The sequence below is a fragment of the Micromonospora sonneratiae genome (assembly GCF_042679305.1).
In the GTDB taxonomy this organism is placed as follows: domain Bacteria; phylum Actinomycetota; class Actinomycetes; order Mycobacteriales; family Micromonosporaceae; genus Micromonospora_H; species Micromonospora_H sonneratiae.
The window spans coordinates 1-26,956 of record NZ_JBHTMP010000049.1; the positions used below are offsets into that span (position 1 = coordinate 1).

Here is a 26,956-nt window from a genome sequence, read left to right on the forward strand (position 1 = left end):
CGCCGGATCGGGTCCACCGGCCTCGGTCGGCCTGGCCGGAACCACCACCTCGGGCGGCAGGGCCGGGCCACCGGCGGTGGTCGTGGGCAGCGCCGCCCCGTCACGGCCCGCCCCCCGGATGGCGCGCCCCCGGACCGAGAGCAACAGGAGCGCCTTCGCCACCACACTGACCAGGTCGTGGTCACCGCCCTGGATCAGACCACGGGCTCCTGCGGCGATCGTGGCCGACGCCATCCCCGGCTCCTCCGAGCCGAAGAGCAGGATCGCCGCGCCCGGTGCCCGAGCCAGCACCCGGCGGGTGAAGCCGACGCTGTCCGGTCTGGTCAGCGCGGTGTCGGCCAGAACCACGTCGGGCGGTCGCTCAGCCAGCCTGAGCATCACCTCGGGGTCGGACACCGCGGTACGGACGGCAGCGGCCAGCCCGAGTCGAGCTGCGGCGGAAGCGACATTCTGCGCCGCGAGCGGTGTCCGGACGCAGACGAGAACTGTACGCACGATGCTCTCCTCTCCTGCAAGGAGGAGACCACGACAAGCTTTGATCATGAAGAGTTTCCGGCCGATGAGCAGCAACATTTTCGACGTTTCAGCACGTGCGTGCAGTTTCTGCCGCCGTAAGGAAAGATGTCCCGGATCGACCCCGCCCGCTGGAAGGGTGTCGCCTCCCGGTCATGTGTGAGGCGACCGCGCAGGGGGTATCGCAGGGACAGCAGGAATTCGGTGCACATGTCCACCTGGGCCGACACCCGGCCTAGCGGTCTACCGGGTCGTGTCGTCCCTGGGACGTCGGGCCCATCATCGAGGAAGGTGATGATGTCGGACGTACGCCGGCTACCCGGACCAATCGTCGACCTGTGGGAGTGGCAGCGGCTCGGCGCGTGCCGAGGCCGGGACAGTGCCCAGTTCTTCCACCCGGACGGCGAGCGGGGTGCCTCCCGTAACCGCCGGGAAACGAACGCGAAGGCGGTCTGTGCGACCTGCCCGGTGCGGGCCGAGTGCGCCGCGCATGCGTTGGCGGTCCGCGAGCCGTACGGGGTGTGGGGCGGGTTCAGCGAGTCGGAACGGTTGCGGTTACTGGCCCTCGGCTGGGAGGACCTCGCCGACCGGCGACGGAGTCGGGTCGACATCGCCCGGCTGGAGGCCCGGCTGGGTCGACGGCACAAGGCGGCCATCCCGGCCCAGCGTTCGGTGGCGTAGACCGGCAACAGGCGGGAAACGCCCGGCGGCCGTGATCGGCAACGTTCGGTGGCGTAGACCGGCAGGCCGACGAGCGGCGAAGCCTGCCGGTGAGCAGCAAGAGACCTGCCCGTGAGCAGCGGAAGATCCGCGTGATCAGGGAACTCCGTACGCGACGCGCCAGCGACACGCGGGAGCTTCTCCCCTGATCACGCGGATCATGGGGTGCTGCGGGTCAGAAACCCGGGCCGTGCTGGTGGCTGTGGCCATGGCCGTGCGAGTGGCCGTGTCCACCCGCCGCCGCAGCGACCGGCTTCTCCGGCTTCTCCACGACCAGGGACTCCGTGGTGAGCAGCAGGCCGGCGATGGAGGCGGCGTTGGTGACCGCGTTACGGGTCACCTTGACCGGGTCGACGATGCCGGCCTTGGCCAGGTCGACGTACTGACCGGCGGCGGCGTCGAGGCCCTTGCCCCAGTCGCTGTCGGCGACCTTCTGCACGACGACGTAACCGTCGTGTCCGGCGTTCTGGGCGATCCAGCGCAGCGGCTCGACCAGCGCCTTACGGACGATCGACACACCGACCTTCTCGTCGCCGGTGAACCCGAGGTCACCGTCGAGGGCCGAGGCGATCTGCGTGAGCGCGGCACCGCCACCGGGCACCGTACCCTCCTCGACCGCGGCCTTGGTAGCGGCGATGGCGTCCTCGATGCGGTGCTTGCGCTCCTTCATCTCGACCTCGGTCGCCCCGCCGGCCTTGATGACCGCGATGCCGCCGGAGAGCTTCGCCAGCCGCTCGGCCAGCTTCTCCCGGTCCCAGTCGGAGTCCGAGGCCTCGATCTCCTTGCGGATCTGCGCGACCCGGTCGGTCACCTCGGTCTCCTGGCCACGACCGTCGACCACCGTGGTGGTGTCCTTGTCCACCACGACCCGACGGGCGCTGCCGAGCATCTCCAGGCTCACCGCGTCGAGCTTGTAGCCGAGCTCGGGCGCGATCAGCTCACCACCGGTGAGCACCGCCATGTCCTGGAGCATCGCCTTACGGCGGTCACCGAAGCCGGGAGCCTTCACCGCGCAGACCTTGATGGTCTTGCGGATCGAGTTCACCGTGAGGGTCGACAGCGCCTGGCCCTCAACGTCCTCGGCCACGATCAGCAGCGGCTTGCTGGTCTTCAGCACCTTCTCCAGCAGCGGCAGCAGCTCTTCGATCGAGGAGATCTTCTGCGTGGTGATCAGGATGTACGGCTCGTCGAGCACCGCCTCCTGCGCCTCGCTGTCGGTGACGAAGTGCGGGGAGATGAAGCCCTTGTCGAACTGCAGGCCCTCGGTGACCTCCAGCTCGGTGGCCAGGGTGGAGCCGTCCTCGACGGTGATGACCCCGTCGCGGCCGACCCGCTCCATCGCCTCGGCGATCAGGTCACCGATGGTGGCGTCCTGCGCGGAGATCGTCGCGACGTGCGCGACGGACTCCTTGCTGTCCACCTCGACGGCCCTGTCCAGCAGCGCCGCCGACACCTTCTCGGCAGCCGCGTCGATACCCCGCTTGAGGCCAGCGGGGTTGGCACCCGCCGCCACGTTGCGCAGGCCCTCCCGGACCATCGCCTGGGCCAGCACGGTCGCGGTGGTGGTCCCGTCACCGGCGACGTCGTTGGTCTTCGTCGCCACCTCCTTGACCAGCTGCGCGCCAAGGTTCTCGTACGGGTTGGTGAGCTCGATCTCCTTGGCGATGGTCACGCCATCGTTGGTGATCGTCGGCGCACCGAACTTCTTGTCCAGTACGACGTTGCGCCCGCGCGGACCGAGGGTGACCTTGACCGTGTCAGCGAGAGCATTGACACCGTGCTCGAGCAGGTGCCGGGCGTCATCCGAGAAGCTCAGGATCTTCGCCATGAATGTCCCTTCAAACTAGCGACCATTCGACTGTCTCGACGCCTCAGCCGCGGTGGCGGCAGCCGGCGGTGGACCAATGGCCGACAAAACAGTCGATGCCCCGGCCCGGCGAGCCGGTCCGGGGCATCGTCACTGATCAGTTGGTTACTTCTCGATGACCGCGAGGACGTCGCGGGCGGAGAGCACCAGGTACTCCTCGCCGGCGTACTTGACCTCGGTGCCGCCGTACTTCGAGTAGATGACCGTGTCGCCGACCTTCACGTCAACCGGGATACGGTTGCCGTTGTCGTCGATACGGCCCGGGCCGACAGCGAGGACGGTGCCCTCCTGCGGCTTCTCCTTAGCGGTGTCGGGGATCACGATGCCCGACGCCGTGGTCGTCTCAGCCTCGTTCGCCTGGACCAGGATCCGGTCCTCGAGCGGCTTGATCGCAACCTTGGTCGCGGTAGTCACGGGCATACCCTCCTGGGGTACTTGGTTTCTGTGCTGGACGGCGTGCCGACCAGCGTCATCTGCCTCATGCCACCGGGCGGGTCCGTCGTCGCGGGTGCCGGTCCGCCTGGCGTTCAGCCCCGGAACAGAGCCCGGAAGCTGGCACCCTCGGTTCGAGAGTGCTAACGGCAGGTTAGGCCTGCGGCTAGCACTCCGTCAAGGAGAGTGCCAACACGGCGGGTCGCGGAGAGTCATGGCCCGCCCGGGTCACGCCACCCGCCAGCCGGCCCAGCAGCCGTACCCGGGGTGCGTGTCGGCCGTGGTCGGAGTGCGCCGTGGGCCTCGGTCGGCCGGGCCGCCACAATCGCACGGTGGACATCGACCTGCTAGCCGCACTGCGTACCCCTGAGGGCGAGCGTGCCCTGGCCACGGCGGCCGTACTCGCCGGCGGCGACCCGCTGGTCGCCGCCGCCACGCTCCGCTCGACCGGCGTGCCTGCGGACCTGGCGGCCGGAGCGCTCACCCAGGCCGAACTGCGTCGCCGGGCGGCGGCCAAGTTCGGGCCGACGGCCGCCGCAATGTTCTTCACCCGGGCCGGGCTGGAGCAGGCCACCCGCGCCGTGGTCGCCGACCGTCGGGCGGCCCGGCTGCGGGCTGCCGGGGTGCACACCCTGGCCGATCTCGGTTGCGGCCTAGGTGCGGACGCACTCGCCGCCGCCCGCGCCGGCATCCGGGTGTACGGCGTCGAGGCCGACCCGCTCACCGCGGCGATGGCCGCCGCGAACGCCGAGGCGGCCGGCGTGGCCGACCGGTTCACCGTGGAGTGTGGCGACGCCACGGCGTTCGACGTGACACAGGTCGATGCGGTGTTCTGCGATCCGGCCCGCCGACGGGCCGGCACCGGCCGACGGATCTTCGACCCGGCGGCGTACTCGCCATCCTGGGACTTCATCACCGCACTGGTCGACCGGGTTCCCCGGACCGCGCTGAAGGTGGCGCCCGGCATCGAGCACGGCCTGATCCCGCCCGGCGCGGAGGCCGAATGGGTCAGCGTCGACGGTGACCTGGTGGAGGCGACGCTCTGGTGCGGCCCGCTGGCCGAGACGCCCCGCCGGGCCACCCTGCTGAGCGGGAAGGAAGGGCCACTCCTCATCGCTTCCGCTGGCGGAAGGGGCCCGTTCCATCAGCTCACCGGCACCGGCACCGTCGACGCACCGGTCGGTTCGGTCGGCCGCTACCTGTACGACCCGGACGCCGCGATCGTCCGGGCGCACCTGGTGGCCGAGTTCGCCGACACCGTGCACGGCGAACTCGCCGACCCGAAGATCGCCTACGTCTTCGCCGACCGGGCGGAGCCGACCCCGTACGCCCGGTGTCTGGAGATCACCGACGTGCTGCCGTTCAGCCTCAAACGGCTACGGGCGTTACTGCGCGAGCGGGCCATCGGTCGGGTGGAAATCCTGAAGCGAGGCTCGGCACTCGACCCTGAGCAGCTACGTCGCGACCTCCGGCTCTCCGGGACCGGCTCGGCCACCATCGTGCTGACCCGGCTGGCCGATGCCCCCACCGTGCTGTTGTGTCAGCCGGTACCGGAGAGCCGGTAGGGTTTGCTCGTGGCGGGTCAGGGGACGCCGGCGACGGCGCTGTTGGTGAAGCAGAAGATTGCGCACAGCACCCATCCGTACAACGTGTCTCCCGACACCCCGAACTACGGCGCCGAGGTGGCGGCGGCCCTGGGGGTGCCGCCCGGACAGGTCTTCAAGTCACTGGTGACCGAGGTGGACGGGACGCTGACCGTGGCCGTCGTACCGGTGACCGGCGAACTGGATCTCAAGGCGCTGGCCACGGCGGCGGGCGGCAAGCGGGCGACGATGGCCGATCGTACGGTCGCCGAGCGGGCCACCGGCTATGTCCGGGGCGGGATCAGTCCGCTGGGCCAGCGCAAACGGCTACCCACCGTGGTCGACTCGTCCGCCGAGAAGTTCCCGACGATCTACGTGTCCGCTGGGCGACGGGGCCTGCAACTCCAACTGGCCCCCACAGACCTGGTACGGCTGACCGGGGCGACCACGGCACCCATCGCCACCCGCTGACCGCCACACCGCCGCACCGCCGCCGGAAGGCCGGGGCGGCCCCGGGCTGTTTCCGGCGGGCGGCCGGCGGGTGCTACGTCAACGGCCTACCCGGCGAGGCGGGCGGGATCAGAGCCTGCTGAACCAGTCGCGTACGACGGTCACCCCACCGCCGCCGAGGGCGACCATCAACGCGACCCGGGCCTTGACCGGGGCGAGGCCCCGGGCCCCGATTGCCCCCATCTTGGCGGCCAGTCCCTGCCCCAACGGCAGTTCGTCCAGTGCGATCGTCCGGGTACGGGACCGGGACGCGACGACCACCGGGATGTCCCACTGGATCAGGTCCTGGATCGTCCCGAACAGCTCGACCGGCACGTTGCCGGGTCCCGTACCCTCCAACACGATGCCTCGGGCACCGGCATCCACGATGCTGGTGAGCAGCACCGGATCGATCCCGGGATAGGTCTTGACCAGGGCGACGTCGGGCTCCGGCTCGCCCTCGGGGCGGGGCGGCCGGGCCGGCGGCCCGGTCAGTAGTTCGACCTGTCCCTCGACGACGCGACCGAGCGGTGGGTACGGGGACGAGGAGAACGCCACCGGACCCGTAGCATCGATCATGGTTACCCATCGGGCCGCGTGCAGTTCGCCGTTGAGGCAGGCGACCGCACCGACCCCACGCAGAGCGGGATCGGCTGCGGCCAGGATGGCAGAGGCCAGGTTGGCGGGACCATCGGTGGCCGGGTCGTCCAGACAACGCATCGCCCCGGTAAACACGATCCCGCCACGGTCGGCTGCCGTTGCCGCCAGCAGATCGGCGAGGAACGCGCTCTCCTCCAGGGTGTCCGTGCCGTGGGTGACCACGACGCCATCGAATCCCTGCTCCAGGATGGCCGTACGCGCCCGTCGGGCCAGCGACAGCAGCGTCCCGGGGGAAATGTCCCAGCCCGGCTCCGCCAGCACGTCCTCGGCCACCACATCCACCCCGAGCAGGCCGGGGCCGAGCCGCCGGACCAGTTCGGCACCGGAGGCCACGCTCTCCTGCCCGGGACGGCGGGAGTGGGCGATGACGTCACCGGTCGCCAACAGCAGCACCCGCCTCGTGGTGGTCATCGCTCGGTGGTCGCGCCGACGAGCCCTTCGAGCCGTTCGATGCGCTCGATGAGGGGGCGCAACTCCTGCTGGACGGCTGCGGCGAGGGCCTTCATCGCCTCCGCCGAAGCCACCGGGCCACCCGGCTGGCCGGCAGCGCCCGGCTGGCCCACTGTCTGGCTGCCGGTCTGGGCGCGTAGGTGGACGTAGCCGGCCAGCGCCGCCGCCACGGCGCGGCGGGTCAACCGGGGCTCGGCGCCCCGGGCCCGCAGCACCTGGCCGGCGGTCCCGTCGGGCTCGGTGACCAGGCCGAGCAGCAGATGCTCGCAGCCGATGTAGTTGTGTCCGAGGGCAGTGGCTTCGGTGACGGTCAGCTCCAGCGCGTTGGCCGCCGACCCGCTGAACTGTTTCGCGACCTGGTTCCCGGGCGCCTGAGGTGTGACCGTCTGGGGCACGGTGGCCCGAGGCACGGCTGCCTGGTCCCCGGCCGCCTGGGGCACGGCCGCCTGCGGGGCGGTGGCCGCCAGTCGGGCGAGGTCCCGGTTGATCTGCTCGGGCTCGATCTCCAGGGCACGGAGGACCTGGAGGGCGAGGTTCCCGCCTTCGGCCACCAGCGCACCGAGTAGGTGCTCGGTGCCGACCGTTGGCGCGCCGGTGGCCCGCGCCTGATCCAGGGCCAGCCGGAGTACGGCATGGGCCCGTGCCGTGAACCGCGGCAACCGCGCGCTCAACTCCTCGATCTCCAGGTCACCGAGCGTCGTCTCCCGGATGGCGGTCACTCGCCGTACCGCCTCCTCCAACGCTCGTTGACAGATCGCCGAGACCGGCACGCCCGCTTCCCTGACCGCCTCGGCCAGTTCGTCGGGTAGGTAAACGTTGATCTTTGGCATTGTCCGCACTCCCCTCACCAGCACTTCCACAATGTACCCCCACGCTAACCCCAATGGGGTTAGTTCAACAAGGGTCAGATGGATGCCATGCGCGTTGCGGAATTGTTATCGCTGGCAACAAAGTCGGGGACGTGGATGTCTTGCGCCACCTCCCGAGTGCCCAATACGTTGCCGGACACAACAAAAGACCGGTCTCAATCAGTCCGCTGCCGACGGCTCCGGATCCCCGGCAGGCGCACCACCTCCCCGTCCGAGACCCGCACTTTTCATCCCGAAAGGACCCATGCACATGCGCAGAGGGCTCCTCACCATCACCGCCGTTGGCCTGCTGGCCACCGGCGGCCTCGCCGCCTGCGGCGAGGACTCCGGCGCAGGCGGCAGCGAAAGAACTCCCAAAATCGGGGTAATCCTGCCGGACAGTGCCTCCTCGGCCCGCTGGGAAACCGCAGACCGCAAGTACCTCGAATCGGCGTTCATAGCAGCCGGCGTCCAGTACGACATCCAGAACGCCCAGGGCGACAAAGCCCAGTTCCAGACCATCGCCGACCAGATGATGGCCAACGGGGTAACGATCCTGATGATCGTCAACCTGGACTCCGGCACCGGCAAGGCCGTACTCGACAAGGCAAAGTCCCAGGGCGTCGCCACCATCGACTACGACCGGCTCACGCTCGGCGGGTCGGCCGAGTACTACGTCAGCTTCGACAACGTCGCGGTCGGCAAACTACAGGGCGAAGGCCTGGTCAAGTGCCTGGCCGACAAGGGCGTCAAGAACCCGGTCGTGGCAGAACTGAACGGTTCGTCGACCGACAACAATGCCACCCTGTTCAAGGAGGGCTACGACTCGATCCTCAACCCGAAGTACGAAGCCAAGGAGTTCGTCAAGGGACCGGACCAGTCCGTACCCGAGTGGGACAACACCCAGGCCGGCACGATCTTCGAGCAGATGCTGACCCAGGAGCGCGGGAAGATCGACGGGGTACTCGCCGCCAACGACGGCATGGGCAACGCGGTCATCTCGGTGCTGAAGAAGAACAAGCTCAACGGCAAGGTACCGGTGACCGGCCAGGACGCCGACGTGCAGGGGCTCCAGAACATCCTCGCCGGTGACCAGTGCATGACCGTCTACAAGGCGATCAAGCAGGAGGCCGACGCCGCCGCCGACCTGGCCGTCGGGCTGGCCAAGGGAGAGAAGCGGGAGACCGGCCAGACGGTCAAGGACCCGGAGGGCCATCGTGACGTCCCCGCCGTACTACTCACCCCCAAGGCTATCTACCTGGAGAACGTCAAGGACGTTGTCACCGACGGCTTCGTCACCAGGGCCGATCTGTGCGCTGGCGAGTTCGCGGCGCTCTGCGCCAAAGCCGGCGTGAACTGAGCCGGGCCGCCACCCACGCCCTCGACGGTAGGAAGGGCCCCTGCCCACGCAGGAAACGAGGCAGGGGCCCTTCCTGAGCAGCCAGCGGCGCAACCCGCACCAAAGGAGACCCCCGTGTCCGCGACCCCCCTGTTGGAACTACGCGGGATCGACAAGAGATTCGGTCCCGTACAGGTCCTGCGCAACGTCGCCCTCTCCGTCCATCCGGGCGAGGTGACCGCGCTCGTCGGCGACAACGGCGCCGGCAAGTCCACCCTCGTGAAGTGCATCAGCGGCATCTACCCCACCGACGGTGGTGAGTTCTGGTTCGAGGGCCGGTCGGTCAGCGTCAACAGTCCACGCGACGCCTCGGCGCTGGGCATCGAGGTCGTCTACCAGGATCTCGCGCTCTGCGACAACCTGGACATCGTCCAGAACATGTTCCTCGGCCGGGAGAAGCGCAGCGGCCTGGTACTCGACGAGGCGGCCATGGAGCAACTGGCTGCCGAGACCCTCGCCGGTCTCTCGGTACGCACGGTGAAGTCCCTCCGGCAACACGTCTCCAGCCTCTCCGGCGGGCAGCGGCAGACGGTCGCCATCGCCAAGGCGGTGCTGTGGAACAGCAAACTGGTCATCCTCGACGAGCCCACCGCCGCACTGGGCGTCGCACAGACCGCCCAGGTGCTCGAACTGGTCCGCCGGCTGGCTGACAACGGCCTGGCCGTCGTACTCATCTCGCACAACATGAACGACGTCTTCGCCGTCTCCGACCGGATCGCCGCGCTCTACCTCGGCCAACTGGTCGCCCAGGTCAAGACCACCGACATCACCCACGCCCAGGTGGTCGAGCTGATCACCGCTGGCCGAACCGGCGGGCTCGACCTGGCCGGAGACCCCGAGAGCGCAGGAGTCGACCGATGACCACCATGACCACCGTACGCGGGGAACCGGCCGCCGATCCGGCACCGACCGTCGGCTCACACGTACGCGACTACCTCGGCCGGGTACGCGGCGGAGACATCGGCGTACTGCCGGCCGTACTCGGGCTCGTCGTCCTCTGTGTGGTCTTCTCGATCCTGCGGCCGTCCTTCCTGACCGCCTTCAACTTCGCCAACCTGCTCACCCAGGGCGCAGCCGTGACGTTGATCGCGATGGGCCTGGTCTTCGTCCTGCTGCTCGGCGAGATCGACCTCTCCGCCGGCTACGCCAGCGGGGTCTGTGCTGCGGTGCTGGCCAACCTGGTCACCCTCCAGGGCTATCCCTGGTACGTCGCCGCCGCAGCGGCCATCGGCACCGGTGTGCTGATCGGATTCGTCCTCGGTTTCCTGGTCGCGAAGATCGGCATCCCGTCGTTCGTGGTGACCCTGGCCGGTTTCCTCGCCTTCCAGGGCGTCGTACTGATGCTGGTCCGGGAGGGAACCAACGTGTCGGTACGCGACACCGTGCTGGTCGCGATCGCCAACCGCAACCTGACCCCCGTGCTCGGTTGGCTGCTGGCCGCCGTGGCGGTCGCCGGCTACGCGGCGGTCCAACTGCTACGTCACCGCAACCGGTCGGCCCGTGGCCTGACCACCGATCCGTTGGCCGTGGTGCTGGCGCGGATCGGCATGCTGGCGGTGATCCTCGGCGCCGCCGTCCACATCCTGAACCTGGAACGCAGCATCAACCCGCTGTTCGTCTCGCTCAAGGGGGTGCCGATCGTCGTACCGATCATCGCCGTGCTGCTGATCGGCTGGACGTTCGTGCTGCAACGCACCGGGTACGGCCGGCATGTCTACGCGGTCGGCGGCAACCGGGAGGCCGCCCGCCGGGCCGGCATCGACGTCGACCGGATCCGGATCTCGGTCTTCGTGATCTGCTCGGCGATGGCCGCGATCGGCGGCATCGTCGCCGCCAGCCGGGCCAACTCCGTCGACGCCAAGACCGGTGGCAGTAATGTGCTGCTCTACGCGGTCGGCGCTGCGGTCATCGGCGGCACCAGTCTCTTCGGCGGCAAGGGTCGGGTGATTGATGCCGTGCTGGGCGGCGCGGTGGTTGCGGTCATCGACAACGGCATGGGCCTGATGGGCTACAGCGCGGGCGTCAAGTACGTGGTGACCGGGCTGGTGCTGCTGCTGGCAGCCGGCGTCGACGCCCTGTCCCGACGCAGAGCGGCGGCGACCGGACATCGTTGACGTTGCAGGCCGAACGTCGATGCGGATACGGGAGCCGTCGACCCAGCACGGAGACCGTCGACGCAGCACGGAGACCGTTGACCCGACCCGGGGAGTGGAGTGACCGCACCGATGCGCGCAGGGCCGAGCCAGGAGGAGATCCGCCGGCAGAATCTTGGTGCACTGCTGCGCTACGTACACATCCACGGGGCGACCTCCCGGGCCGAGCTGACCACCGAACTGGGGCTCAACCGCAGCACCATCGGGGCGCTGACCGCCGACCTCGCCGCCGCCGGTCTGGTCAGTGAGAAGCCGCCCCGGGACACCGGGCGGGCCGGCCGGGCCGGGCGGCCGTCGCTGGTCGTACGACCCGAGTCCGAACTGGTCTACGCGTACGCGTACAGCATCGAGGTGGACCGGCTACGGGCCGCCCGGATCGGACTGGGTGGCGCGATCCTCGACCGGCGGGAGGTGCCCCGCCCGCCGGGACTGCCGGTGGAGGAGACCGTGCCGCTGCTGGCCGGCTTCGTCAAGCAGATGCACCGGTCGGTGCCCGACGGCTCGGTCTACGTGGGTGGTGGCATCGCGGTCTGTGGCATCCTGCGTGGCGAACAGGGGCCGGTGCACGTACGGCCGGAGACCGGCTGGGTCGACGAGCCGCTGGGTACGGCACTGGCCGCAGCGTTGGCCACCGAACTCGGCTCCGAACGCCCCATCGTCACCGGTAACGCCGCCGACGTCTCCGCGCTGGCCGAGCACGCCCGGGGTGCCGGGGCCGGCTGCGACAACCTCATCTACCTGCACCGAGACGTCGGCGTCGACGCGGGGATCATCGTCGGCGGTCGGCGGCTGACCGGGCACGGCGGCTACGGCGGCGAGGTCGGCCACATGGTGGTACGCCCCGGCGGCCGACCGTGCGGCTGCGGCTCACGCGGCTGCTGGGAGACCGAGATCGGCGAGTACGCCATGCTGGACATCGCCGGGCGGGCGGCGACCGCCGGCCGGGAAGCGGCACTCGACGTGGTCGACGCCGCTTCCCGGGGGGACGCCAACGCCCAGGCCGCCGTACGACAGGTTGGCGACTGGCTCGGTTTCGGCGTGGCCAACCTGGTCAACATCTTCAATCCCGAGGTGGTCATCTTCGGCGGCACCCTGCGTGACGTCTACCTCGCCGCAGCGGCCCGGGTTCGCAGCCGGCTCAACTCGATGGCCCTGCCCGCCGCCCGCGAACAGGTGCGCCTGCGTACGCCGCAACTGGGTGAGGACGCATCGTTGATCGGCGCGGCCGAACTCGCCTTCGAGCACCTGCTGGCCGACCCGCTGGACGTCACCGGCTGAGCGGATCCTCCTGCGGTGCTGGCAGCGGCGGAACCGGTCGATGCGTACCCTGTCCATCGTGGACGTGCAGATGCGGGCCTCCGACGACGACCGGCAGCGGGCCATCGCCGACCTGCAACGACACACCGAGGTCGGTCGGCTCAGCCTCGACGAGTTCTCCGACCGGGTCGGCGCGGTCTACTCCGCCCGTACGCTGGCTGAACTGGCCGCCGTCAGCCGTGACCTACCGACGACGCCCGCCCCCGTCGGCGCCGACAGCGGTCCCCGGGACCGACGGGACCTGCTGGTCGTCTTCGCCGTCGCCGCGGTCACCCTCGTCGTGCTCGGCATCGTCCTGGCCGTCGCCCGCTGACCGGGTCCGGTCCATCGTCCGCCAGGCCGGGCTGACGAACGGGAGCAGGGTCACCACCAGGTAGGCGAGGCCGAACAGCAGGCTGGCGGCCGGCAGCCGGAAGCCCTGCACCATCAGCCCGGCCAGCAGGCTGCCCAGCGGAATGCCCGCCCAGGAGACCGCGTGGGTCAGGCCGAGCACTCGGGCCCGGAACTGCTCGGGGATCCGCTCGTAGGAGACCGCCCCGAGGATCGGGTTGACCGCTGCGATCGACAGGCCGGCCACGAAGGCGACCGTATAGATGACCCAGATCTGGTCGACCAGGGCGAGTACGACGAACCGCGGCGCACCGGCGATCAGGAAGCCCACCGCAAAGATCGCGAACCGGGGCAGCCTCGGGGCGACGGCGGTGAAGACGATGTTGCCGAGCACCGCCCCGACCGCGAACGACGCGGAGAGGAATCCGAGCGCGACCGGTGACCCGATGGTGTCGCTGGCCCAGATCGGGGCCAGTACGGTGCTGTAGGCGGCGTCGGCGAGGTTGGTGACGAAGAGCATGACGAGCATGCCACGGACGAGCCGGTCCCGGCGCAGGAACTCCAGCCCGGCCCGGAGCGCCGCCAGGTACGGTTCCCGGTCGGACGACCCGCTGTTCTCGTCCGGGTTCGCCCCCGACGTCGTTCCTGACGTCGTTCCTGGTGTCGCACCTGACGTCGTTCCTGACGTCGTTCCTGGTGTCGTCTCCGACGTTGTTCCTGGTGTCGTACCTGACGTCGTTCCTGGTGTCGTCTCCGACGTTGTTCCTGGTGTCGTACCTGACGTCGTCTCCGACATGGTTCCCGGCATCTTCCCCGGTACGAACGACGCCACGATCAGCGCACCCGCAACGAAGGTCGCCGCATCGATCAACAGCACCACCGGGGCGTCGAGCGCGGCGATCAGCAGGCCGGCCAGCGGTGCGCCCAGCAGCGAGGCAAGCCGGCTCAACCCGTCGTGCAGGCTGGTCGCCCGGGTCATCGACATGCCGGAGGCGGTCACGGTCAGCGGGAAGACCACCCGTTTGGCCGTGTCACCGAGTCCGCGCGACAGTCCGACCCCGGCCACCACGGCGACCAAGGCGCCGAAGGCCAGCAGGTCCGCCCAGTACAGCAGGGGGACAGCCACCAGTACCAGGCCACTGCCCGCGTCGGTCACGACGCTCATCCGGCGGGCGCCGATCCGGTCGATCAGTGGACCGCCGAGCGCGCAGGCAAGGACGTACGGCAGCATCTCGGCGAACGCCACCAGGCCGGTCTTTGTCGCGCTGCCGGTGGTCGCCAGGGTGAACCAGGGCAGCGCGACCATGCTCATCCGGCTGCCGACCAGCGAGATCACCTCGGCGGTCAGCAGTCCGACCAGACCGCGACGGCTCCTGGTCACCAGGCTTCCCGTGGTCGCACCGCCTGGGGTCACGTCGCCTGGGGGCAAGCCGTCTGGAGTCGCACCGCCTGGAGTCGCGTCGCCGGTCATCGAGTTGGCTGTCATCGCTTTACTCCGTACCGGCCGACGGGAACGGCATGAGTTGTGCCTGTAGGACGACCGGCTCGGCACCGGCAGGTGCCGGGATGTCCGGGGTGTCCCGGCGATATCGGTCGAGCAACGCGAAGATCTCGTCGTGTAGTTCCGCCGCCTCGGTGGCGGTCAGCCGCAGTCGCCAGTTGCTGAGGGTGGACGTGCGTTGCCACTCCTCGGACAGGGTGGGGCGCTCCCCCAGCCACCGGTCGACCCGCTCGGCGTACAGCGACGCAACCGCCCGGAGATAGGTCTCGACCTCCGCCGCCGCCTCTCCACCGACGGTGCCGTCGAGCAACGTCCCGCCGTGGGCCGCCTTCCACCACCGCTCCCGACCGGCACCACGATCGGGGTCCTCGACCACGAAGCCGTACTGCGCGAGTTGGCGAAGGTGGTAGCTGGTCGCGCCGGTGGACTGGCCGAGCCGGGCCGCCAACAGGGTGGCGGTGGCGGGACCGTGCTCCCGCAGCAGATTGAGCATTCGCACCCGCAGTGGGTGGGCGAGGCCACGCAGGGTGGTCGGGCTCGGGCGTACTTCATCCCTAGACATGTTTGCAAACCTAGCCTTGCAAAGAGTTCTTTGCAAGCAGTTGGTGAGCGGACCGCTGGTCGCTGGGAACGATTGATGTCGTCCTGGCAGCAACAACGGTTCACAGCCCCGGCTGCCACCCCGCCGCCTCGAGCGCGGCCCGGAGTTGTGTCACCACGTACTCGGGGCGGCGGCGTACATCAAAGGCGGCAAACCTCAGGATCCGGTCACCCGCGATCCACAGCTCGTTCTGCCGACGCAGATCCGCTGCCCAGTGCCGTGCCTCCAGGTGGTGCGCACCGTCCACCTCGACGTGGAGGCGCCACCGCCGCCAGTACGCATCCAGATAGCGCTTCCGGCCGCCCGCGTCAGTCCGTGGCTCCTGAAGGTCGGGAGGCGGCAGCCGATGCAGACGGCAGAGCCGAACAAAATCGATCTCGGACAGCGCTTCCGCACCACCCGCCACATCGGCGATCGTCTGCATGATCAGCGTACGACGACGGGCATTCGTCATCCGCTCGATGACCGCACCGATCTCGCCAGGGGTCACCCGCCGCTGCTGGCAACCGGCGGCCAGCAGGGACTGTGCCTCCTCGTCCGAGCCGGCCCACTGGGCCGCGTCGACCAGTGAGCGCGCCATGCTCGTACGATCCGGACGGCCACGCTGCCGGTCCACCGCCGGCAGGTGCCGGGTCCGGCGGACGCGCACCGCCGGCAGGCCGATCGGCAGACCGGTCAGTCGTTGCGCAACGCGACGGTCGTACGGGACGAGCACGTCCACGGTGTCCCGCCGCCAGTTCCCGCGTAGTCCGCCTGCACGGGCAGCCGCCAGCCCGGCCAGGACCGCACCGCCGCCGGCGGCCAGGACCGCCACCCACCACTGACGCTCGCGGGTGAAGTCGCCCGGATCAGTGACCAGGATGCCCCGGCAGACCCGACGCCACCGGCCGGTATGCAGCCGATGACGCACCTTTGCCACGCCCAGTTCCGCCACCGCCTGCCGCCACGTCAGCACTCCGGCCTGCTCGAAGAGCAGCCAGTCCAGTGCATCCGCCTCGTCACCCGGCAACCGCATCCGGCGATTCAACCCGGGCTATCGGCCACCTGCTGTCGCTGGCACGACAACCACCGCGGGCAATGGCCGACCTACGGCCGGTCGCCGTGCCAGGAGCGCCACAGCGCGGCGTACGAGCCGTCGGCGGCGACCAACTCGTCGTGCGAACCCAACTCGGCGATCCGGCCGTCCTCCACCACCGCCACCCGGTCGGCGTCATGGGCGGAGAAGAGCCGGTGGGCGATGGCGATCACCGTACGGCCGTGCAGCGCCCCGGCCAGGGACCGTTCCAGGTGACGGGCCGCTCGCGGGTCGATCAACGAGGTCGCCTCGTCCAGGACCAGCGTGTGCGGATCGGCCAGCACCAACCGGGCCAGGGCGAGCTGCTGCGCCTGGGCCGAGGAGAGTGGATGCCCACCGGCGCCGACCATGGTGTCCAGCCCGTCGGGCAACCGTTGCGCCCAGTCCAGAACGTCGACGGCGACCAGCGCCGCCCGTACCTCCTCGTCGGACGCGTCCGGCCGGGCCATCGTCACGTTGTCCCGCAGGGTGCCGATGAAGACGTGATGTTCCTGGGTGACCAGTGCCACCTGCGACCGCAACTCGTCCAGGGACAACTCGACCAGTGGGGTGCCGCCGACGGTCACCGCCCCGGTCCGGGGCGCGTGGATACCGGCCAGCAGCCGTCCGAGGGTCGACTTGCCGGCACCGGACGGGCCGACCATGGCCAGCCGTTCACCGGGCGCGACAGTCAGCGTGATCCCGTGCAGGACGTCCCGGCCGTTCCGGTAGGCGTACCGCACGTCCTGCGCGGCCAACTGCTCGTCGACCGGCTGACGAAGGTCGAACAACGGCTCGGCCGGTGACCGGTCCCCGCCCGAGGACCGCCCCTCGGTCGAAGGCCGACCCTCGGTCGCCGAAGACCGGGCCAGCTTCGAGGAGTCGCCGGTTGGCTGGGCGACACCCAGCAGCCGGGCCATCGACGCCGCACCGACCTGCAACTCGTCCAGCGTGGAGAGCAACCGGTCGACCGGGTTGATGAGCTGCTGGACGTAGAGCGTGGCGGCGGTGACCTGCCCCAGGGTCACCCAGTCCTCGATGTAGAACCAGCCGCCGATGACCAGGGTCGCCACCACCGGCACCACATAGCCGACCTCCGCCACCGGGAACCACACCGTACGCAGGAAGAGGGTGTAGCGCTCGGCCGCGTACGACCGGCTGATGTCGGCGTCGGTACGGGCCCGGCGGCGGCCCTGGAGCCGCAGCGCCTCGGTGGTGCGGACCCCCTCGACCGTCTCGCTGATGCCGTCGGTGATGTCGGAGTAGGCGGCGTTCTCCCGCAGGTAGCCGGCCGGCGCCCGGCGCAGGTACCACCGGGTACCGACCCAGAGGATCGGCACCGCCAACAGACAGGGCACCGCCAACAGCGGACCGACAATCAGCAGCGCGCCGACGATGAAGAACACGGTGACGATGGCGATGAGCGTCTCGGGTACGGCCCGCCGGACCGTCTGCGACAGCGCGGACACGTCCCGGGAGGTACGGGTCAGCAGGTCACCGGTGCCGGCGCGTTCCACCGTCGCCAGCGGGATGGCAAGAATCCGGTCGACGAACTCCTCGCGTAGCTCGGCAAGGACCCGTTCACCGAGCCGGGCCGACGCCAGGTAGGCGAACCGGACCAACACCGACTGCCCGAGCAGGAATCCGGCGATGGCCAGTGCGATCCGGTCCACCGTCACGGTGGTGGTGCCCTTCGAGATCGCCTCGACCAGGTCACCGAGCAGCCGGGGCGCGGCCAGACCGGCGATGGCGGCCAGGGCATGCAGGCCGAGGGCGGCGGCCAGGGCACGGGGATGGCGACGGACCAGCGTACGGGCGTACCGCCGGACCTGCTTCGCATCCGCCACCGGCAGCGAGGTCACGCCGACACCTCCCTACGGTCGGCGTCGGCGTGGGCAACTGAGCCATCAGTTCGCTCGACAAACTCGCTCACCGACACCTCCCTACGGTCGGTGTCGGCGTGGCCAACTGCACCACCAGTTCGCTCGACAAACTCGCTCACCGACACCTCCCCACGGTCGGCGTCGGCGTGGCCAACTGCACCATCAGTTCGCTCGACAAACTCGCTCACCGACACCTCCCCACGGTCGGCGTCGGCGTGGCCAACTGCACCATCAGTTTGCTCGACAAACTCGCTCACCGACACCTCCACCGTCTCCTCCGCCCCCTCCTCCGCGCTTTCCTCGCGGGTGACGGTCGCGGCGTACCTCGGCTCGGTGGCCAGCAGTTCCGTGTGGGTGCCCTCGGCGACGACCTTGCCGTCCTCCAGGAACACCACCCGGTCGGCCCGGCCCAGCAGCAACGGACTGGTGGTACAGACCAGGGTGGTACGTCCCCGTCGGGCCTCGCCCAGCCGGTCAGCGATACGGGCCTCGGTGTGGGCGTCCACCGCGCTGGTCGGCTCGACCAGCACCAGGATCTCCGGGTCGACGACCAGCGCCCGGGCCAGACGTAGCCGCTGCTGCTGCCCGCCGGAGAACTCCCGGCCCCGCTCGGCGACCATCGTCGCCAGCCCGTCCGGCAGTGCCTCGACGATGTCGGTGGCGCTGGCAGCGGTCAACGCCGCATGGATCGTCGCGTCGTCGGCCGAGTCCCGGGGGTCCAGCTCCGTTCGGAGCGGGCCGGCGAAGAGACGTGCGTCGTTGTCAGCCACCAGGATCCGCTCCCGCACGGTGTCCAGCGTCAGGTCGCGCAGCGGTACGCCGTGCAGCGTCACGTCGGCATCGACGTACCGGCCGAGCCGGTCGGCGACGGCGACGGCCTCCTCTGGCGTGGTCGAGGCCAACGCGGTCAACCAGCCCGGCCGGACCACCAGCCCGGATTCGAGGTCGACCAGTTCGCCGGGTCGCTCGGGCAGCTGAGCCGGTTCGGCCGGATCGGTGAACTCCGGCGTCAGCCCGAGCAGCCGTACGACCCGACGGGCGGCGACGTAACCCCGGGTGTACTTGTTGAGTACCTCGGTCAACGTCCGCAACGGGGTGATCAGGAAGGCGGCGTAGCCGTAGAACGCGACGAGCTGCCCGGCGGTGATGTCACCCTGTAGTGCGAACCGGGCTCCGAGCCAGGTCACCAGTGCGACGAAGCTGCCGGGCAGCAGGATCTGCGCGGCCTCCAGTAGCGAGTCGACCCGGGCGACCCGGACACCTTCGGCCCGCAGCCGTTGGGACTCGGTCCGGTACCGGTCCGAGAAGACCGGTTCGCCGCCGACGCCACGTAGCACCCGGAGTCCGGTGACGATGTCCCCGGCCCGGGTGGTGAGCCGTCCCTGCTGGTCCCGGTAGGCCTGCTGCCGCCGGTGCAGTGGCCGGATCAGCACGCTGACGATCAACACGAGGACCGGCACCCCGAGGACGACGACCAGGCCGAGTGGCATCGAGGTGCTGAGCAGGATCACCGCGACGACCGCGATGGCGACTACCGCGCCGGAACCCCGGGCGGTGATGTCCAGTGCGCCGCCGATCTGATCCATGTCGGAGGTGCCGATGCTGACCATCTCACCGGTGGAGAGCCGCTTGGGCAGGGCCGCGCCGAGCCGGTTGGCCTGCCGTACGGTTATCTGGACCGTCCGGTAGGCACCGGCCAGCCAGACATGGACCGCGAGACGGTGTCGGACGGTGCCGGCGGTGGCCTGGAGCAGACCGAGGCCGAGCAGGACCAGCCCCCAGGTGACGAGCCCGTCGAGGTCACGGTCGGTCACCCCGACGTCGATCGCCTTGCCGATGGCGGCCGGCATCAGCGCCTGGCTGACCATCCACACGATGCCGAGCAGCACCCCGCCGATGAGCGGGCCCTTGTTCCGGGCTGCCATCCACAGCAGGAAACGCGCCGCTGACCGGTGGTCAGGGGTGCCTGGATCAGGATCGGGTAAGGAGCGCATAGCAACACCGACGCTACGAGATGGCTGGTCCCACCCGCCATCGAATTACCCGCTGGCCAGCGCGCCGCTGGTCACTTCAGCCGGACCGGCAGGCTGGCCAGCCCACGCAGCGTCAGCCCGGGACGCCACGGCACCTCCCCGGTGGGTACGGCCAGCCGCATGCCGGGGAACGCCCGCAGCAGGGTACGGAAGGCGATCTCGCCTTCCAGCCGGGCCAGTGGGGCACCCAGGCAGAAGTGGATACCCCGACCGAAGGCGAGGTGCGGATTGGTCGGCCGGGTCGGATCGAACCGGTCAGGTTCGGCGAACTGCTCGGGGTCCCGGTTGGCCGACAGCAGCGAGACCAGGACGATGTCGCCGGCCGGAATGAGCTGACCGCCCAACTCGATCGGTTCGACCGCGATCCGGGCACCGGCGGTCTGCACCGGTGACTCGAACCGCAGGAACTCCTCGACCGCGCCGGGCACCAGATCCGGCTCGGCCACCAGCCGGTCCCACCGCTGTGGCTCGGTGAGGAGCACCAGGGTGCCGTTGCCGATCAGGTTGACCGTCGTCTCGTGTCCCGCCACCAGCAGCAGGAAGACCATCGAGGTCAGCTCGTCGTCGCTGAGCCTGTCTCCGTCGTCCCGCGCGATGATCAACGCCGAGAGCAGGTCGTCGGCGGGTTCGGCGCGTTTCTCCGCCACCAGCTTCCGGACATAGCCGACCAGCGCGGTCATCGCGGGTGCCAGCCCTTCCGGATCCACCGCACCGGAGACCGCCGCGTTGGACCAGTTCCGGAACGACGCACGGTCGGCCATCGGCACCCCGAGCAGTTCGCAGATCACCTGGATCGGCAGTGGGAACGCGAAGCTGTCCAACAGGTCGGCGTGGTCGGTGTCGGACATCGTGGTGGCCAACTGGTCGGCGATCTCCTCGATCCTGGGCCGCAGTCCGTTGATCCGTCGGGCGGTGAAGGCGCTGACGACCAGCCGACGCAGCCGGGTGTGATCCGGCGGGTCCACGGTCAGCATGGTCCGGTTGACCGCATGCGCGATGTCCTCCGGAACCAGTTCCGCCAGCCGCTCGTCGGACAACGGGATCCGGTTGGACAGGCGCGGGTCGGTCAGTGCCCGTTGGACGTCTTCGTGACGGGTGACCAGCCAGACGGGTATGTCACCGGGCAGCGTCACCCGGCAGACCGGACTCTGCGTACGTAGGACGGTGAGCGCCTGGTGCGGGGCGGTCAGGGAGATGTCGAACAAACCGGAGAGCGTGGAAGTCATGAGGTTTCCCCTCGTACGACGGCTCGACAACCTCCATTCTCACCACCGCGTCAACACGCAGCGAAACCACGATGGGCGATTTCTGTAACCATCAGTCGGCCGGCGGGGCGTACCCACGCCAACAGGCACAGACGAGCGGACGAGCCCCGCCGAACGGACGGGGGTCGCCCCGACCGGCTAGGTTCTGTCTCGCGGATCATGAAGGCCGCTCATCAACGTGATTTGCCGGTCAGTAGGACCGGCTCCCCTGGCGTGACCTACCCGAACGGTACGGGCGTGGAAGACCGCCTACCAGCGGTTCCGTCGATGGGCGGCCGATGACACCTGGCGTTGCGGCCGACTCTGAAATCGCTGATGAGGGCGACCACGGCGGAAGGAAGATCGTATTCGGCCGCGGTCGCCGCTCGTCTGACCCATTGCTGGCGTTCAGCGCATCTCGGGTTTATCGGGTGATGGCAACCGCACCTCGGGGTTGCGGCGACGGGCGAGGTGATTGATGCCAGTGATGGTGGCAGCGATTACCGTGATGAGGATTGCCAGTGGTAGCGGCTGACCGTCGAAGTGCCGCATCGCCGTGTTGGTGAGCAGCGGGTCGGGGATGAGCCATCCGGCAATGAAGCCGGTGAGTCCGACGCCGATGATGACGGCGGGCCGGTGGCGGCGGACTACGGAGGCGGCTCCGACAGCGGCGGTGGCGGCGGTGAGGATCCCGATGACCGTCGGCACGACGTCGTGAATGTACACGCCGTGGCGTCCCCATTCTCCGGTGCCTTTCCAGGCGAGGATCCCGAGCGGGACGAGGGCCCACCAGAACAGGCGCGGCCGGGGTACGGTCCACCGCTCGCGGCCGGCGATCGTGAGCAGGACGAGAATCAAGACCGGTGCGGCGTACGCGAAGAGCTGTTGGCCGGGGCTGATTCCCATGCCGGCACCGCTGAGCACGTCGATGACGAACCAACCAACGGTGAACGTCAGGAAGATTGCTTGCAGGGTGAGGGCGGTCCGGGTCGCGCCGCACAGCCAGGCGATCAGCGGCGCGAGGGGCAGCAGGCCGAGAACGACTATCTGCGGCCAATTGGAGATAACGGCCGGCATGTCGGTGGCGAGGACAGCGCCGGTGAACAGGTCCAGGGTGTCACCGGCGGGCTGGGTGCCGGCGGCGACGAGCAGGGCACTGAGTCCGGTGGTGAGGGCCGCGGTGGTGACAGGCGTTGTGAGTCGCAGCCGGATCGCCAGGGCGATGATGTTCAGTGCCTCGTGCCGGCTCGGGTGTCGGCGGCCGTGGTCGAGGTCCAGCAGCAGTCCGAGCAGTTCCTCGCCGCGGGCGGTGCGGTGCGCGGCTGGCAGTAGGCGCAGCAGCCGTCGATATCGTCGCTCCAGGGGGCTCATGCCCGGGTTCATCCGATGGTTCCAAGGCGCGGGGCGTTGCGGGCGGCACGCTTGTTGAGGCGCTCCTCGGCGAGCCGGACCGCGGTGGCCATCCGCCGGCTCTCAGCACGGATGGCGTCTGCCCCAGTGTCGGTCAGTTTGTAAAAGCGGCGTAGCCGGCCCTTCTCGACCTCGTCGTGGTCGGGGGCGATGAGCCCTTGGGCGACAAGGCGGTCGAGGGCCCCGTAGAGGGTGCCAGCGCGTAACCGGATCCTGCCGTCGGTCATCTCGTTGACCTCCGTCACCACGGCGTAGCCGTGGCGGGGTTGGTCGGCGAGGGCGGAGAGGATCAGGAACGTCTGCTCACTGATTTCCATGCACTATATATATCGCGCCACGATATATATAGCAACAACGTCACGTATTAAGCGGTGGGACCGCCAGTGCGCCCAGCTGGTGATCACACTGGCTGCAACACCAGCGACGGCGACGGCGGGCATAGCGCCTGCTTCGCGCGATCGGCTGGTCGGGTGCACTGCCGGGGAACAGCAGTGGTTTGCGGGCGACCCGGGCTAGGTTCTGTCTCGCGGATCTTGGTGGTCGGGGACGGCGCGTAGCCAGTCGATGTCGTCGTCCAACTCGGCCAAGGCGATGACGTGGGCCTTCAGCCGGGCCCAGGTGCCGTCGGCCGCCCACCGACGGAACCGCTGGTAGGCGGCCCTCCACGGCCCTTACCGTTCGGGTAGGTCACGCCACGGTGAACCGGTCCGTTTCACCCGGCAGATCACGTTGATGACCTGCCGATGATCCCGCCATTGGCTGCCACGGACCGGCTGTGCCGGCAGCAACGGCGCCAGCACGGCTCACTCGTGATTTGTCAGATCGCCTCGCGCCACAACGGGTCTAACGAGCGGGATTCATGATCCGCAAGACAGAACCTAGCGGTCGACCGGGGTGAAGTCCCAGGAGTACGGTGGGCGGGCAACGAGCCGGGACGGTGGGTCCGGCAGGCTCACCGGGTTGCTCCGCCACTTCGAGACGACCACCACGCGATGGTCGGTGGAGGAGAAGACCTCACTCGACACATGCAGCGGATTGTGGTCGAGCTCCGGCAAGGCGGTGTCACAGACCCAGGTGAGCAGGTCGGTGAACCTGGCCGGCTCGGCGCGTACCTCCCACATCCGTACGATCACGTCGCCGGACACTACACGCTCACCACCGTCAGCGGCATCGCAGAGTCGGCGGGCAGATCGAGCCGGCTGGGTGCGACCCCGGCGGCAACCAGGTGTGAGCCGAGCGCGGCGACCATGGCCCCATTGTCCGTACAGAGCTTCGGCCGGGGCACCCGTACCGTGATTCCGTACCTGGCCGCCCGCTGCTCGGCCATCGCCCGCAGCCGCGAGTTGGCCGCCACCCCACCGCCGATGACCAGCGTCTCGATTCCCCGGTCCCGGCAGGCCGCGATGGCCTTCCCGGTCAGTACGTCGCAGACCGCCTCCTGGAACGAGGCGGCGACGTCGGCCACCGGGACCGGCTCGCCGGCCCGCTGCTTCGCCTCCACCCACCGGGCGACCGCCGTCTTGAGCCCGGAGAACGAGAAGTCGAACCGGTGGGCGATGAGATCCTTGGCAGCGGTCAGCCCACGGGGGAAGGCGATCGCCCCGGCATCGCCCTGACGTGCCTCCCGGTCGATCGGCGGTCCCCCGGGGAACGGCAGCCCGAGCAGCCGGGCCACCTTGTCGAACGCCTCGCCGGCCGCATCGTCGATGGTGGCACCCAACGGGGTGACCCCGGTGGCCAGGTCGTCCACCTGCAACAGGGACGAGTGACCGCCGGAGACCAGCAGGGCGATCGCCGGTTCGGGCAGCGGTCCGTGTTCCAGGGTGTCCACGGCGACGTGGGCGGCCAGGTGGTTGACCCCGTACACCGGTTTCTCGGCCGCCAACGCGTAGCCCTTGGCGGCAGCCACGCCGACCAGCAGCGCACCGGCCAGTCCCGGGCCGGCGGTCACCGCGATCGCGTCGATGTCGGCCAGCGTCACCCCGGCCTCGTCCAGCGCCCGTTGCATGGTCGGCACGATGGCCTCCAGGTGGGCCCGGCTGGCCACCTCCGGCACCACGCCGCCGAACCGGGCATGCTCGGTGACGCTGGACGCCAGGGCGTCGGCCAGCAGGGTGTGCCCGCGTACGATGCCGACTCCGGTCTCGTCGCAGGAGGTCTCGATCCCGAGGATCAGCGGTTCGTCAGCCACTCTTCATCATCACCAGCGCGTCGGTGTTGCTCGGTTGGTAGTAGCCCCGGCGGATGCCGACCGGCTCGAAGTCGTACCCCGCGTAGAGCCGCTGGGCCGGGGCGTTGTCCACCGCCACCTCCAGCAGTATCCGGCCGATCCCCCGTCGGGCCGCCTCGGCCAGTAGCGCCTCCAGCAGCTGACGGCCGATGCCGCCGCGCTGGGCGTCCCGGCGTACGGCGATGTTCTGCACCCAGGCCTCGTCGGGCGGCTGTACGGCGAGGCCGGCGTATCCGGTCACGTCACCGGCGTCGTCCAACGCCACGAGGTAGTGGTGGCCGTTGGCCAACTCGTTCCAGAACATGGCCGCCGACCACTGCTCGACACCGAAGAGGTCGGCCTCGATGGCCAGTGTCTGGTCGATGTGCCACCAGCGGAACCGGGTCAGCTTCATGCCGTCGGCTCGCTGGCTGCTCGACGTCGGGCTCCACGTCGGGCTCGACGTCGCGTCACGGCAGGACCGGCTTACGGGTACTGGCCGCCACGGCATCCGGTCGGCGCAGGTAGAGCGGGGTCAGCCGCTCGCCGGGTGCACCGGCCAGGACCCGCTCGGCGGCCAGCTCGGCCAACGCGTACGCCGGGGGGTAGCCCGGCTCGGCCAGCAGCGGCAGGTCGAGCTGGGCGACGTAGCGCTGCGCACCCTCGCCGACCGCGACGTCGACCGACAGTTCCGCCGCTTGCTCGGCCGCTGCGGCCGGGGTGTCGACGTTCGGCCCGGCCAGCCGTTCCCCGGAGGTGTCGTACACCGCCCAGTAGATCTCCCGGCGTCGGGCGTCACTGGCGGCCAGTACCCGACCGGCACCGGCTGTCGCCCGGCCGAAGGCGTCGAGCGAGCAGACCCCGTACGTGGGGATCCCCAGTACCTGCCCCATGGTGGCGGCGGTGACCAGCCCCACCCGGAGTCCGGTGAACGGGCCCGGGCCGAGCCCGGCCACGATGGCCGTCAGATCGGTGGGACGCGCACCGGCCTCGGCCAGCACCGCGTCGACCTGGGGGGCGAGAAGTTCTCCGTGTGCCCGCGCGTCGACCGTCTGGCGCTGCGCACGTGGCGCGACGCCGTCGGTTGTAATCTCCACCAGCGCCGCTGTCACCGCTGGGGTCGACGAATCCACCACGAGTACGAGCACATGTGCACCCTAGCGGGACACCGACTACCGCCGGTCACGGCCTCGCCCGCTCGGCAGCCTGCCCGCATCGGTCACCGGGTGGCCGTAGCCGGGTCACCCGGTGACCGCAGCCGGGTCACCCGGTGACCGCAGCCGGGTCACGGAACGACCGTAGCCGGGTCACCGGACGACCGCAGTCGGGTCAAGGGACGACCACGACCGGGTCACCCGGTGACCGTGACCGACCCGCACAACCGATCGGCCGGCACAGCTACGGGAGCTGTGCCGGCCGAAGGTACCGGATGGCAGGGGCAGGTGCCCGGACTAGCTGGACTCGGCCTCACGCCGACGGCGCAGCACCAGGAGCAGTGCGCCGACGCCGACCAGGCCCGCGCCCACCGCGGCGATTCCGGCCACCGGCGCACCGGTGATCGGCAGGCCGCCGCCCTCACCCGGCACGGAGGTGCTCGGGCCCGGCGTTCCGCTGTCGGTCGGTCCCGGCGACGGGGTCCCCGGCGTGGGGGTGCCCGGGGTCGGGGTCCCCGTCGCGGGGGTGCCCGGCGTGCCCTCGCAGGCGTGGCTCAGGTTGAAAAACTTGGCGGTACCGGTGATCTCCGCGCTGCCGTCCTTGAGCGTCCATCCGGCCGGGGTGAACAGGTACGCGTGGATGGTCCGGCCACCGGCCTTGTAGAAGGCGTCCGGGTAGGCGTCCGTGGCATCCGGGATCTTGACCGAGACGGTCTGTCCGGACCCGGTCACGAAGTCGAGGTTCAGCTCGACGAAGTCGCCGGATGCGTTTCCTCCGGGCAGGACGAAGTGCCATCCGTCATGGTCCTTCGGACGACCTGCGAATCGCTCGTCGCCACACTTCTGCTCGGCGTCCCCAGCCGTGACATTGGTCTGGTGCAACGGGGTGGTCGAGTTCGCGAAGGCGGGCGACGAAGAAGCGGCAAGCGCACCGGCAATGCCGGCGGCGGTAACGATCGTGGCTGTCAGTCGACGCCTGAGCCCCTGGCTCATGGCTCTCCTCCAGTCGTCAAGGGGTAGTCGCCGATTATCCTGGTCAGCCGGCTTGCCATGTTGACATCGGCCGAACAGGCAGCATCGCCAGCCGGGTGATGAGGTTCGCCACG

General features: G+C 69.7%; 26 protein-coding genes and 2 pseudogenes. 9 read left to right on the forward strand and 19 right to left on the reverse strand.

The window, feature by feature from the left end; genetic code table 11:
- Nucleotides 1–495, reverse strand: a 495-nt coding sequence (locus tag ACFQ4H_RS25585; protein ID WP_459077351.1) for a response regulator, incomplete at its 3' end; no start/stop codon positions are given.
- 315 nt (nucleotides 496–810) lie between these two features.
- On the opposite strand from ACFQ4H_RS25585, the gene ACFQ4H_RS25590 reads away from it, so the two are divergent.
- A complete protein-coding gene (locus ACFQ4H_RS25590) occupies nucleotides 811–1,194 on the forward strand; it encodes a WhiB family transcriptional regulator (RefSeq protein WP_377575153.1) in 384 nt (127 codons plus the stop codon).
- A gap of 214 nt (nucleotides 1,195–1,408) precedes the next feature.
- Here the strand turns inward: ACFQ4H_RS25590 and groL are convergent, their stop codons facing one another.
- Nucleotides 1,409–3,061, reverse strand: coding sequence for a chaperonin GroEL (groL, locus tag ACFQ4H_RS25595; protein WP_377575156.1), 1,653 nt, complete (start codon nucleotides 3,059–3,061; stop codon nucleotides 1,409–1,411).
- Nucleotides 3,062–3,205: 144 nt separating this feature from the next.
- On the reverse strand, nucleotides 3,206–3,520 hold the full coding sequence (groES, locus tag ACFQ4H_RS25600; protein WP_377575158.1) for a co-chaperone GroES: 315 nt from the start codon (nucleotides 3,518–3,520) through the stop codon (nucleotides 3,206–3,208).
- A gap of 344 nt (nucleotides 3,521–3,864) precedes the next feature.
- Here groES and ACFQ4H_RS25605 point away from each other — a divergent pair, with 344 nt between their 5' ends.
- Nucleotides 3,865–5,097, forward strand: coding sequence for a THUMP-like domain-containing protein (locus ACFQ4H_RS25605; RefSeq protein ID WP_377575160.1), 1,233 nt, complete (start codon nucleotides 3,865–3,867; stop codon nucleotides 5,095–5,097).
- A 9-nt stretch (nucleotides 5,098–5,106) separates the two neighbouring features.
- On the forward strand, nucleotides 5,107–5,586 hold the full coding sequence (gene ybaK, locus ACFQ4H_RS25610) for a Cys-tRNA(Pro) deacylase (RefSeq protein ID WP_377575162.1): 480 nt from the start codon (nucleotides 5,107–5,109) through the stop codon (nucleotides 5,584–5,586).
- A gap of 108 nt (nucleotides 5,587–5,694) precedes the next feature.
- Here ybaK and ACFQ4H_RS25615 read toward each other — a convergent pair whose 3' ends face one another.
- Together ACFQ4H_RS25615 and ACFQ4H_RS25620 are read right to left on the reverse strand one after the other, a co-directional pair.
- Nucleotides 5,695–6,675: an asparaginase gene (locus ACFQ4H_RS25615; protein WP_377575165.1), complete on the reverse strand. Its 981-nt coding sequence runs from the start codon at nucleotides 6,673–6,675 to the stop codon at nucleotides 5,695–5,697.
- Nucleotides 6,672–7,544 carry a Clp protease N-terminal domain-containing protein gene (locus ACFQ4H_RS25620; protein WP_377575168.1) on the reverse strand — a complete coding sequence of 291 codons (873 nt, stop codon included), beginning with the start codon at nucleotides 7,542–7,544 and terminating at the stop codon, nucleotides 6,672–6,674. Before ACFQ4H_RS25620 ends, ACFQ4H_RS25615 begins: the two co-directional genes overlap by 4 nt.
- 289 nt (nucleotides 7,545–7,833) lie before the next feature.
- Between ACFQ4H_RS25620 and ACFQ4H_RS25625 the strand changes: the two genes are divergently transcribed.
- The 5 genes from ACFQ4H_RS25625 (at nucleotide 7,834) to ACFQ4H_RS25645 (ending at nucleotide 12,744) form a co-directional block, all read left to right on the forward strand.
- Nucleotides 7,834–8,922 (forward strand): sugar ABC transporter substrate-binding protein, encoded by a 1,089-nt coding sequence (locus ACFQ4H_RS25625; RefSeq protein ID WP_377575171.1) that lies wholly within the window; start codon nucleotides 7,834–7,836, stop codon nucleotides 8,920–8,922.
- Nucleotides 8,923–9,036: 114 nt separating this feature from the next.
- Complete coding sequence (locus ACFQ4H_RS25630; protein WP_377575174.1) at nucleotides 9,037–9,822, forward strand: ATP-binding cassette domain-containing protein; 786 nt, start codon at nucleotides 9,037–9,039, stop codon at nucleotides 9,820–9,822.
- Complete coding sequence (locus ACFQ4H_RS25635) at nucleotides 9,819–11,075, forward strand: sugar ABC transporter permease (RefSeq protein ID WP_377575175.1); 1,257 nt, start codon at nucleotides 9,819–9,821, stop codon at nucleotides 11,073–11,075. Before ACFQ4H_RS25630 ends, ACFQ4H_RS25635 begins: the two co-directional genes overlap by 4 nt.
- 111 nt (nucleotides 11,076–11,186) lie before the next feature.
- Nucleotides 11,187–12,392: an ROK family transcriptional regulator gene (locus tag ACFQ4H_RS25640; RefSeq protein ID WP_377575178.1), complete on the forward strand. Its 1,206-nt coding sequence runs from the start codon at nucleotides 11,187–11,189 to the stop codon at nucleotides 12,390–12,392.
- A gap of 40 nt (nucleotides 12,393–12,432) precedes the next feature.
- Nucleotides 12,433–12,744, forward strand: coding sequence for a DUF1707 SHOCT-like domain-containing protein (locus ACFQ4H_RS25645; protein ID WP_377575181.1), 312 nt, complete (start codon nucleotides 12,433–12,435; stop codon nucleotides 12,742–12,744).
- Nucleotides 12,745–12,792: 48 nt separating this feature from the next.
- Here the strand turns inward: ACFQ4H_RS25645 and ACFQ4H_RS25650 are convergent.
- From ACFQ4H_RS25650 to ACFQ4H_RS25675, 6 genes and pseudogenes are all read right to left on the reverse strand, one after another.
- Nucleotides 12,793–14,247: pseudogene (locus ACFQ4H_RS25650) on the reverse strand (MFS transporter); the annotation flags it as partial.
- Nucleotides 14,248–14,251: 4 nt separating this feature from the next.
- Complete coding sequence (locus tag ACFQ4H_RS25655) at nucleotides 14,252–14,824, reverse strand: helix-turn-helix domain-containing protein (RefSeq protein WP_377575184.1); 573 nt, start codon at nucleotides 14,822–14,824, stop codon at nucleotides 14,252–14,254.
- Between the two features lie 100 nt (nucleotides 14,825–14,924).
- The gene (locus tag ACFQ4H_RS25660) at nucleotides 14,925–15,878 is read right to left on the reverse strand and encodes an endonuclease domain-containing protein (protein WP_377575187.1); all 954 of its coding nucleotides are present in this window, start codon (nucleotides 15,876–15,878) and stop codon (nucleotides 14,925–14,927) included.
- A gap of 71 nt (nucleotides 15,879–15,949) precedes the next feature.
- A complete protein-coding gene (locus ACFQ4H_RS25665) occupies nucleotides 15,950–17,779 on the reverse strand; it encodes an ABC transporter ATP-binding protein (protein WP_377575190.1) in 1,830 nt (609 codons plus the stop codon).
- Nucleotides 17,776–19,725, reverse strand: a complete 1,950-nt coding sequence (locus tag ACFQ4H_RS25670) for an ABC transporter ATP-binding protein (RefSeq protein WP_377575193.1) — start codon at nucleotides 19,723–19,725, stop codon at nucleotides 17,776–17,778. Before ACFQ4H_RS25670 ends, ACFQ4H_RS25665 begins: the two co-directional genes overlap by 4 nt.
- Before the next feature lie 140 nt (nucleotides 19,726–19,865).
- Nucleotides 19,866–21,059: a cytochrome P450 family protein gene (locus ACFQ4H_RS25675; protein ID WP_377575195.1), complete on the reverse strand. Its 1,194-nt coding sequence runs from the start codon at nucleotides 21,057–21,059 to the stop codon at nucleotides 19,866–19,868.
- Between the two features lie 248 nt (nucleotides 21,060–21,307).
- Here ACFQ4H_RS25675 and ACFQ4H_RS25680 point away from each other — a divergent pair.
- Nucleotides 21,308–21,387: pseudogene (locus ACFQ4H_RS25680) on the forward strand (transposase); the annotation flags it as partial.
- Between the two features lie 98 nt (nucleotides 21,388–21,485).
- On the opposite strand, the gene ACFQ4H_RS25685 reads toward ACFQ4H_RS25680, so the two are convergent.
- The 8 genes from ACFQ4H_RS25685 to ACFQ4H_RS25720 form a co-directional block, all read right to left on the reverse strand.
- A complete protein-coding gene (locus ACFQ4H_RS25685) occupies nucleotides 21,486–22,448 on the reverse strand; it encodes a hypothetical protein (protein WP_377575198.1) in 963 nt (320 codons plus the stop codon).
- 8 nt (nucleotides 22,449–22,456) lie between these two features.
- Nucleotides 22,457–22,804, reverse strand: coding sequence for a PadR family transcriptional regulator (locus ACFQ4H_RS25690; RefSeq protein ID WP_377575201.1), 348 nt, complete (start codon nucleotides 22,802–22,804; stop codon nucleotides 22,457–22,459).
- Nucleotides 22,805–23,158: 354 nt separating this feature from the next.
- Nucleotides 23,159–23,287, reverse strand: coding sequence for a transposase (locus ACFQ4H_RS25695; protein WP_377575203.1), 129 nt, complete (start codon nucleotides 23,285–23,287; stop codon nucleotides 23,159–23,161).
- 78 nt (nucleotides 23,288–23,365) lie between these two features.
- Nucleotides 23,366–23,620: a hypothetical protein gene (locus ACFQ4H_RS25700; RefSeq protein WP_377575206.1), complete on the reverse strand. Its 255-nt coding sequence runs from the start codon at nucleotides 23,618–23,620 to the stop codon at nucleotides 23,366–23,368.
- Nucleotides 23,621–23,631: 11 nt separating this feature from the next.
- Complete coding sequence (tsaD, locus tag ACFQ4H_RS25705; RefSeq protein ID WP_377575209.1) at nucleotides 23,632–24,678, reverse strand: tRNA (adenosine(37)-N6)-threonylcarbamoyltransferase complex transferase subunit TsaD; 1,047 nt, start codon at nucleotides 24,676–24,678, stop codon at nucleotides 23,632–23,634.
- Nucleotides 24,671–25,111: a ribosomal protein S18-alanine N-acetyltransferase gene (gene rimI, locus ACFQ4H_RS25710; RefSeq protein WP_377575211.1), complete on the reverse strand. Its 441-nt coding sequence runs from the start codon at nucleotides 25,109–25,111 to the stop codon at nucleotides 24,671–24,673. Before rimI ends, tsaD begins: the two co-directional genes overlap by 8 nt.
- 55 nt (nucleotides 25,112–25,166) lie before the next feature.
- Nucleotides 25,167–25,844, reverse strand: a complete 678-nt coding sequence (tsaB, locus tag ACFQ4H_RS25715; protein WP_377575213.1) for a tRNA (adenosine(37)-N6)-threonylcarbamoyltransferase complex dimerization subunit type 1 TsaB — start codon at nucleotides 25,842–25,844, stop codon at nucleotides 25,167–25,169.
- 303 nt (nucleotides 25,845–26,147) lie between these two features.
- On the reverse strand, nucleotides 26,148–26,843 hold the full coding sequence (locus ACFQ4H_RS25720) for an LPXTG cell wall anchor domain-containing protein (protein WP_377575215.1): 696 nt from the start codon (nucleotides 26,841–26,843) through the stop codon (nucleotides 26,148–26,150).
- Nucleotides 26,844–26,956: the final 113 nt, after the last annotated feature.